The organism is Kitasatospora sp. NPDC059817 (genome assembly GCF_042731835.1).
GTDB lineage: Bacteria > Actinomycetota > Actinomycetes > Streptomycetales > Streptomycetaceae > Kitasatospora.
This window is the reverse complement of sequence record NZ_JBHWIR010000044.1, coordinates 1-7168: the sequence shown is the minus strand read 5'-3', so window position 1 is coordinate 7168 and position 7168 is coordinate 1. Positions and strand designations below refer to the sequence as shown.

Genomic DNA, 7168 nt, shown 5'->3' with positions numbered 1-7168 from the left:
GGGCGGCGGCGCCCCCCCCCCCCCCCCCTCCCGCCCCGCCCCCACCACGCGCGGGCGCCCCCCCCCGGCCGGGGCCGGGCCCGGGGCGGGCTGGAAGCCCTCGGCCTCCAGCCGGCCGGCCAGCACGCGCTGCCAGCTCTCGTACACCTCCGCGCAGACGGCGCGCAGCGGCTCGTTGGTGCCGGCGACCTCCAGGGCGACGATCGCGATCGGGCAGCCCTTGGTGTAGTCGGAGCGTGCCAGTCGCTCGGCGAAGACCTCGGTGAGCCGCTCGGTGAGCGCTCCGCTGTCGGCGCCCTCGGCGGCCAGCGCGGCGAGCAGGTCCTCGACCTCCTGCCCGGCCTGGGCGAGGGAGGCGGCGACCAGTTGGTCCTTGCCCTCGGGGAAGTGGAAGTAGAGAGAGCCGCGCGGTGCGCCCGTCGCGGCCACGATCTGGTTGAGGCCGGTCCCGAAGTAGCCCTGTGCCTCGATCAGCGTCCGGGTACCGGCGATCAGCCGGGCCCGGGTCTCCTCACCTTTGACTCCCATGCGGAAAACAATAGACCGGTCTGCATATTCCTGTCGACGGGCCTCAGCGCCGGGCCGCGGGCGGGAAGCAGGTCGTTGTGGAGCAGCGCTCCGGGACTCCCTCGTTCGTGTTGGCGTGCGTGCTCTCGTGCTCGCCGGTGATCCTGAGCTCGTCCCGGAGCGGTGCCGTCGCGGCCCTGCCCGGTTCCGGGTCAGCCCGTGTGCGCCTCCTGAAGCAGCGCCAACTCTTCCGGGGAGAGGCGCAGGGCCCCGGCGGCGATGTTGTCCTCCAGGTGCGCCAGGTCGCCGGTGCCGGGGATGGCCAGGACGTGCGGGCCCTGGTGGAGTGTCCAGGCGAGGCGGACCTGGGCCGGGCCGACCCCGCGCGCCTGCGCCACCGCCCGGACCTGGGCCGGTTCGGCGCCGCCCGTGCCGGACTCCCGCCCGGCTCCGGCGATCGCGTAGAACGGGACGAAGGCGATGCCCTGCTCGCCGCAGAGCCGCAGCACGGCGTCCTGTTCGGGCGAGGCGCCGATGCCGTACGGGTTCTGCACGCACACGACGGGCGCGACGGCCTGCGCCTCGGCGAGCTGGTGCGGGTGGATGTTGGAGAGGCCGAGGTGGCGGATCAGCCCGGCCTGGCGCAACTCGGCGAGGGCGCCGAAGCGTTCGGCGATCGAGTCGGTGCCGACGATCCGCAGGTTCACCAGGTCGAGGTGGTCGCGGCCGAGTTGGCGCAGGTTCTGCTCGACCTGGCCGCGCAGCCGCTCCGGGGTGCGGGCGTGCTCCACCCACTCGCCGTCGAGTCCGCGGCCCGGGCCGACCTTGGTGGCGATCACCAGGTCGTCGGCGTACGGCGCGAGCGCCCGGTTGATCAGCTCGTTGGCGGAGCGCAGCGGGGAGAAGTAGAAGGCGGCGGTGTCGAGGTGGTTGACGCCCAGTTCGACGGCGCGCCGCAGCACCCGGACGGCCTGCTCGCGGTCGCGCGGTACGGCGTCGGGGACGAGCGCCCGGCCGGTCTGCGGCAGGCGCATGGTGCCGAAGCCGATCCGGTGGACGGTGCGGTCGCCGAGCGTCCAACTGCCGGAGGCGGCGGCGGTGACGGCGGCTGGGGCGGCGGCGGGGGCGGGGGTGGTGCCAGAAGTCATGCCGTCATGATCGCCACTGCCCTGCCCTGACCGCCAGCGATTCGGGAATGTACGAATCCCCGCGGAATCCCCGCGGAATCCACGGGGGCGTAGGTGACGGCGGGCTGCTGTCCACGGGGGGAGGGCGCCGTGACGGCGGACCTGTCGGGACTGTGACAACCGTCATGCCGTTTCCATGATCACCCGCCCTGGTCCGGGGCCCCGCCCGGCCGGGATGATGGGGCTCGTCGACGGGCGGGAGCGCCCGGGGTCGGGTGAACGGGGGGTCGGCGATGTCGCCGCACGAGATCGGGTTGTACGCGAGCGCTGCCGTGGTGGTCAGCGTGGGACTTCAGGCGCTGGCGCTGGCCGGCTCCGCCGCCGGCCCGGGAGCCGGCGCTCCGGCGGGCGCCGGACCGGGCGAGGTGCTCGCCGTGGTCCGGGCCGCCCTGGCGCGGCGGCCCCGGGCCACCCTCGCACTGTTCGCGCTGATGGCGGTGATGGCCGTGCTCCAGTACGCCGTGCCCACCCTGGTCGACGATCTGATGCGGCAGCCGGGTGCGCTGTCCGACGGGCAGTGGTGGCGGGCCGGGACGGCCCTGCTGGTGCAGTCCTCCGGGATCGCGCAGATCGCGATGAACCTGCCGGCCCTGCTCGTGGTCGGCGCCGTCGCCGAGTCGGTCCTCGGATGGTGGCGGACCCTGGCCGTCTTCCTCGCCAGCGGCGTCCTCGCCCACGTGGTGAGCCTGGCCGGCTGGTCGCCGCGCGGCGGCGGCGACTCCGTGGCCGTCTGCGGCCTGCTCGGCGCCCTGGCCGTCACCTGCCTGCTGCGCGGGAGCGCCCTGGGCCTCACGTTCAAGCGCACCTGGTACCTGCTGCTCATCCCCGCGGCCGGCCTGTTCCTGTGCGCGCTGCGGAACAACCACGGCGCCGGCCTGGTGGCGGGCTGCCTGCTCGGTCTGGTGCTCGCCGCCGGGACGAGGACCAGGCCGTCCGGGCAGCCCGCCGCGGTGTGACCGGGGGCCGGTCCACCCCCGGGGGCCGATCCCGCAGACCCGCATACCCGCAGACCCGCTAGCTCGGACCGGGGCCTGGCACGCCGGGCGCCGACTGGCGTCTGGGAGAGTGCGGGCATGACACTTCGGACCCTTCGGTGCGCCGTCCTCGACGACTTCCAGGGCGTCGCCACCAGCATCGTCGACTGGTCCCCGGTCTCCGACCGGGTGGCGGTGACCGCCTTCTCCGAGCACTTCGGGTCGGAGGACGAACTCGCCGCCGCCCTGGCCGACTTCGACTTCGTCGTGACCCTGCGCGAGCGGGTGCCGTTCCCGGCCTCGCTGTTCGCCCGGCTGCCGAGGCTCAGGCTGCTGGTCGCCTCGGGCATGCGGAACTCGGCGATCGACTACGCGGCCGCCGAGGCGCACGGCGTGACGGTCTGCGGGACGGCCAGCTCGTCCACCCCGCCGGTCGAGCTGACCTGGGCGCTGCTGCTCGGCCTGGCCCGCGGCATCGTGCCGGAGAGCACGGCGCTGCGCGAGGGCGGTCCCTGGCAGAGCACCGTCGGCGCCGACCTGCACGGGCGGGTGCTCGGGCTGCTGGGCCTGGGGAAGATCGGCGGCCTGGTCGCCCGGGTCGGACTGGCCTTCGGCATGGACGTGCTGGCCTGGAGCCAGAACCTCACGGACGAGCGGGCCGCCGAGGTCGGCGTGCGCCGGGCCGCCGGCAAGGAGGAACTGTTGAGCGGCGCCGACTTCGTCTCGATCCACCTCGCCCTGGGCGAGCGCACCCGGGGACTGCTCGGCGAGGCCGAACTCGCCCTGATGAAGCCCGAGGCGTACCTGGTGAACACCTCCCGGGCGGTGATCGTCGACCAGGACGCGCTGCTGGCCGCGCTCACCGGGGGCCGGATCGCGGGCGCCGCCGTGGACGTCTTCGACGTCGAGCCGTTGCCCGCCGACCACCCGCTGCGCACCGCGCCCCGGCTGCTGGCCACCCCGCACCTGGGGTACGTGTCGCGCGACAACTACCGCCGCTACTACGGCGAGGCGGTCGAGGACATCGCGGCCTACCTGGCCGGCGAGCCGATCCGCCGCCTGGGCTGACTCACGGGCCGGGCTGACCCGTAGGCCGGGCCCGGGCCCGGCCCTCGTGGCGGCGTCCGCCCGCCGGGCGCCGCCCGGCCGCATACTGGCCGCGTGACGAGCGGAGACGGTGCCCGGGGTGCGGGCCGGCGCGGTGTGCTGAGGGCGGGTGCGGCCGCGCTGCTGCTGGGCGCGGCGGGGTGCGGGAGCGGGGCCGGGCGGCCCGCGGTGACGACGGGTCCGGCCGGCACACCGACGGAGACGTCGACGTGGACGGTGGCCCCGACGCCGACGGGGACACCGACGGTCTCCGCCCTGCCGAACCCCGTGCTCTGGCAGCCCGGCCCGTCCGAGGTGCAGCCCGACGTCAAGCGCCGCGCCGTCGAGCTGGTCGCCGCGCTCGGCGCCTGGCCGCCGGGCGGGCAGGGCGTGGAGGCGGCCCGGGCCCGGGTGGCGGCGCTCGGCCTGCCGCCCGAACTGGCGGACCGGGCCGGGCCGCTGGCCCCGACGGCCGCCGAGGCGAGCCTGGAGGTGATCGACGCCCAGTACGGCGGGATCCTCGCGGACTCGGCGAGTGTGCTGGTGGTCTGCCGGCAGTGGACCCGCCGGGCCGATGGCTCGGTCGCCGAGGGCGGCACCACGGTGGACGTCCGGCTGAGCCGGGCCGCGCCGCGCTGGACCGTCACCGCCCTGAACCCGGGGGAGCCGGGCCCGGCCGCCGCCTCACCCGCCCCGGCGGTGGCGCAGGTGCTGGCCCAGCCGAGGATCGAGCTGCCGCCCGAGGCGGCCGCCGACCTGCGCAGCGGCACCGTGCACGACAGCGTGCTGGCGGCGATGCTCCGGCTGGCCGGACCGTACACGCTGTCGGTGAGCGTGGTGCGGACCGGCCACCCGTTGGACGTCTTCGGCACGACCCGGCCCAGCGACCATCCGCTGGGCCGGGCCTTCGACGTCTGGCGGATCGACGGTCAGGCGGTGGTGGACCCGTCGACGCCCCGGCAGCTGATCGAGTCCTTCATGCGGGACGCGGCCGCCGCCGGCTCGTACAACGTGGGCGGTCCGGTGGCGATCCCGGGCGTGGGCAACCAGTTCTTCACCGACGACACCCACCACGACCACGTCCACGTGGGGTTCTCCGCCTGACCGCCTGACCGCCTGACCGCCTGACCGCCTGACCGCCTGACCGCCTGACCGCCTGATTGCCTGACCGCCTGACCTCCACCGCCCGGGGACGGTACGTCAGTTGACGTTGACGCCGCTCCAGGCCGCCGCGACGGCCTTGTACTCGGTGCTGTTGAGGCCGTACAGGTCCTTGGCCGCGCTCAGGGAGGCGGTGCGGGCACCCTTGTAGGTGGTGGTGGAGGTCATGTAGACGGTCAGCGCGCGGTACCAGATCTTGGCGATCTTCTGGTTGCCGATGCCGGCCACCGTGGAGTTGTTGCAGGTGGGGCTGTTGTAGGTGTAGCCGTTGATGGTCTTGCTGCCGCTGCCCTCGCTGGCCAGGTAGAACCAGTGGTTGCCGACGCCCGAGGAGTTGTGCACGTCGAGCTTGCCGACCGAGCTGCTCCAGCAGTCCGCCGACCGGCCGTCGAGCGAGGGCTTGTCGAAGCGGCGCAGCCACGGCGGGGTGGACTGGTCGCTGAACAGGTAGTCGGGGGTGTCGACCTTGTTGTTGGCGTACCACTCCACCATGGTGCCGAAGATGTCGCTGGTGGACTCGTTGAGGCCGCCGGACTCGCCGCTGTAGCGCAGGTTGGCGGTGGCGCTGGTGACGCCGTGGGTCATCTCGTGGCCCATGGTGTCGAGGTCGACCTGCTCGGGGTCGGTGCTGCCGTCGCCGTCGCCGGTCATCATGCAGAAGCAGCTGTCGGACCACTGGGCGTTGTCCCAGTTGGTGCCGACGTGGACGAAGACGGTGGCGCCCTTGCCGTCGTTCTTGATGCCGTTCCGGCCGAAGGTGTTCTTGTAGTAGTCGTACGTCCAGGCGGTGTTGGCGTGGGCGTCGACGGCGGCGGTGGAGCGGTCGGTGGAGAACTTCTTCCCGTCGCCCCAGACGTTGGTGGTGCTGGTGAACGCGGTGCCGGAGCCGGCCTTGAGCGCACTCGCCGCGACGTTGTTGGCGTCCTTGGTGACGTGGCCGCGGACCGCGTCCTTGAGGGTGTAGCCGCCGCCGCTCTGGGCGGTGGTGTCGATCGTGATGTCGCCGGTGTACTCGGAGTGGCCGGTGCCGGAGGCCTGGTGCTCGGCGTCGTAGGTCTCGATCTGCTCGCCGGTGGTGGCGTCGGTGACGACCACCTTGCCGGCCGGCTGGCCGTGCTCGCCGGTGCCCTCGACGGTGGTGCGCCAGGCGAGCCGGGGCGTGCCGTCGGCGGCCCAGACGACCAGTTCGGGCGTGCTGGTGGCGTCCTGGACGCCGGGTGCGGCCGCGAGCGCGTTGGCGGCGCCGGCCTGCGCGGGCACCTTCGGGACGGTGGACCTGACGGCGGCGTCGTGGGCGGCCGCGCGGGAGGAGTCCTTGAGCCGGCCGCGGGCGTCCTGGTGGACGACCAGGTCACCGCCGACCACCGGCAGGCCCTGGTAGGTGCGGTCGAAGCGGACGTGCTGGGTGCCGTCGGCGTCGAGGACGACGTCCTTGACGACGAGGTCCTGGCCGGCGCCGAAGCCGAACACCCCCGCGTTGTGGGTGACGTTGGCGCGGGCCTGGGATATCGCGGCGTCCCTCGTGCCGGTGGCGGCGGAGGCCGTGCCGGTGGGGACGGCGACGGCGACGAGGGCGGCGACGACCGCGATGGCTCCGGCCGCGAGGGGGCGGCGGGAGGAGGAGGTGGGGCTCACTCTGACTCCAGTCGGGGTAGCTGCAGGGAAAAGAGCTGCGACCGACATTGACGGCGATCAGTCAGGTAGAGCTAGAGGAATGGTCATATCTTTGCCAAGTTGTGTCCTGTTCAAATCAAAAGTGAGCAGAAATCAACACCCGTGCCGCATATGGCCGATCGTGTTCCGACGCATGACGCATGACCTGACGAGGCCCTAGGCTCGCCCCCATGGACGGATGGGTGGGGGCCTGGACCGGCGGGCGGGCGGCGGTCCACGTGGGCAACGTCGCGGACTTCAACGAGCAGTTCTTCGCCCCGGACATGGACGCCGCCCAGCGGGCCCGACGGCTGCGGCAGGCGCACCACTACGCCTGCCTGGCCACCTGCTACAGCCCCGAACCCGCGCTGCTGGTGCTGCCCGCCGAGGTCGGCCCGGAGTGGACCGACTGGCTGGCCCGGGAGCTGGAGTGGGGCCCGGTCGAGGTGCACGGCGGCGTGGGGGGCGGGGCGGCGGGCGCGCGCGCGCCAAAACGCCGCCGCTCTCCCCGCGGCGCTGCGCTACGACCCGCCGGTCCGCGTCAACAGCCGCGTCGCGGGCGAGGACACCGAGCTGGCCGGGGTGTTCCTGCCCAAGGAC

The 7168-nt window shown here is 73.9% G+C and carries 6 protein-coding genes and 1 pseudogene; 4 read left to right on the top strand and 3 right to left on the bottom strand.

Annotated features, from left to right (window positions below; all coding sequences use genetic code 11):
* Together ACFV61_RS12320 and ACFV61_RS12315 are read right to left on the bottom strand one after the other, a co-directional pair.
* On the bottom strand, nucleotides 1-528 hold a 528-nt coding region (locus ACFV61_RS12320), incomplete at its 3' end, for a TetR/AcrR family transcriptional regulator (protein ID WP_380491472.1).
* Nucleotides 529-719: 191 nt separating this feature from the next.
* Nucleotides 720-1655 carry an aldo/keto reductase gene (locus ACFV61_RS12315; RefSeq protein ID WP_380491470.1) on the bottom strand — a complete coding sequence of 312 codons (936 nt, stop codon included), beginning with the start codon at nucleotides 1653-1655 and terminating at the stop codon, nucleotides 720-722.
* 272 nt (nucleotides 1656-1927) lie between these two features.
* On the opposite strand from ACFV61_RS12315, the gene ACFV61_RS12310 reads away from it, so the two are divergent.
* The 3 genes from ACFV61_RS12310 to ACFV61_RS12300 all read left to right on the top strand — a co-directional run bounded on the left by ACFV61_RS12310 (nucleotide 1928) and on the right by ACFV61_RS12300 (nucleotide 4858).
* Entirely contained in the window at nucleotides 1928-2650 is a 723-nt protein-coding gene (locus ACFV61_RS12310) for a rhomboid family intramembrane serine protease (protein ID WP_380491468.1), read from the top strand.
* A gap of 117 nt (nucleotides 2651-2767) precedes the next feature.
* Nucleotides 2768-3736, top strand: a complete 969-nt coding sequence (locus tag ACFV61_RS12305) for a D-2-hydroxyacid dehydrogenase family protein (protein WP_380491467.1) — start codon at nucleotides 2768-2770, stop codon at nucleotides 3734-3736.
* A 93-nt stretch (nucleotides 3737-3829) separates the two neighbouring features.
* Nucleotides 3830-4858 carry a hypothetical protein gene (locus ACFV61_RS12300; RefSeq protein WP_380491466.1) on the top strand — a complete coding sequence of 343 codons (1029 nt, stop codon included), beginning with the start codon at nucleotides 3830-3832 and terminating at the stop codon, nucleotides 4856-4858.
* A gap of 96 nt (nucleotides 4859-4954) precedes the next feature.
* Here the strand turns inward: ACFV61_RS12300 and ACFV61_RS12295 are convergent, their stop codons facing one another.
* Nucleotides 4955-6550: a M4 family metallopeptidase gene (locus ACFV61_RS12295; protein ID WP_380371442.1), complete on the bottom strand. Its 1596-nt coding sequence runs from the start codon at nucleotides 6548-6550 to the stop codon at nucleotides 4955-4957.
* A gap of 209 nt (nucleotides 6551-6759) precedes the next feature.
* Between ACFV61_RS12295 and ACFV61_RS12290 the strand changes: the two are divergent.
* Nucleotides 6760-7168 (top strand): annotated as a pseudogene (locus tag ACFV61_RS12290) (hypothetical protein); the annotation flags it as partial.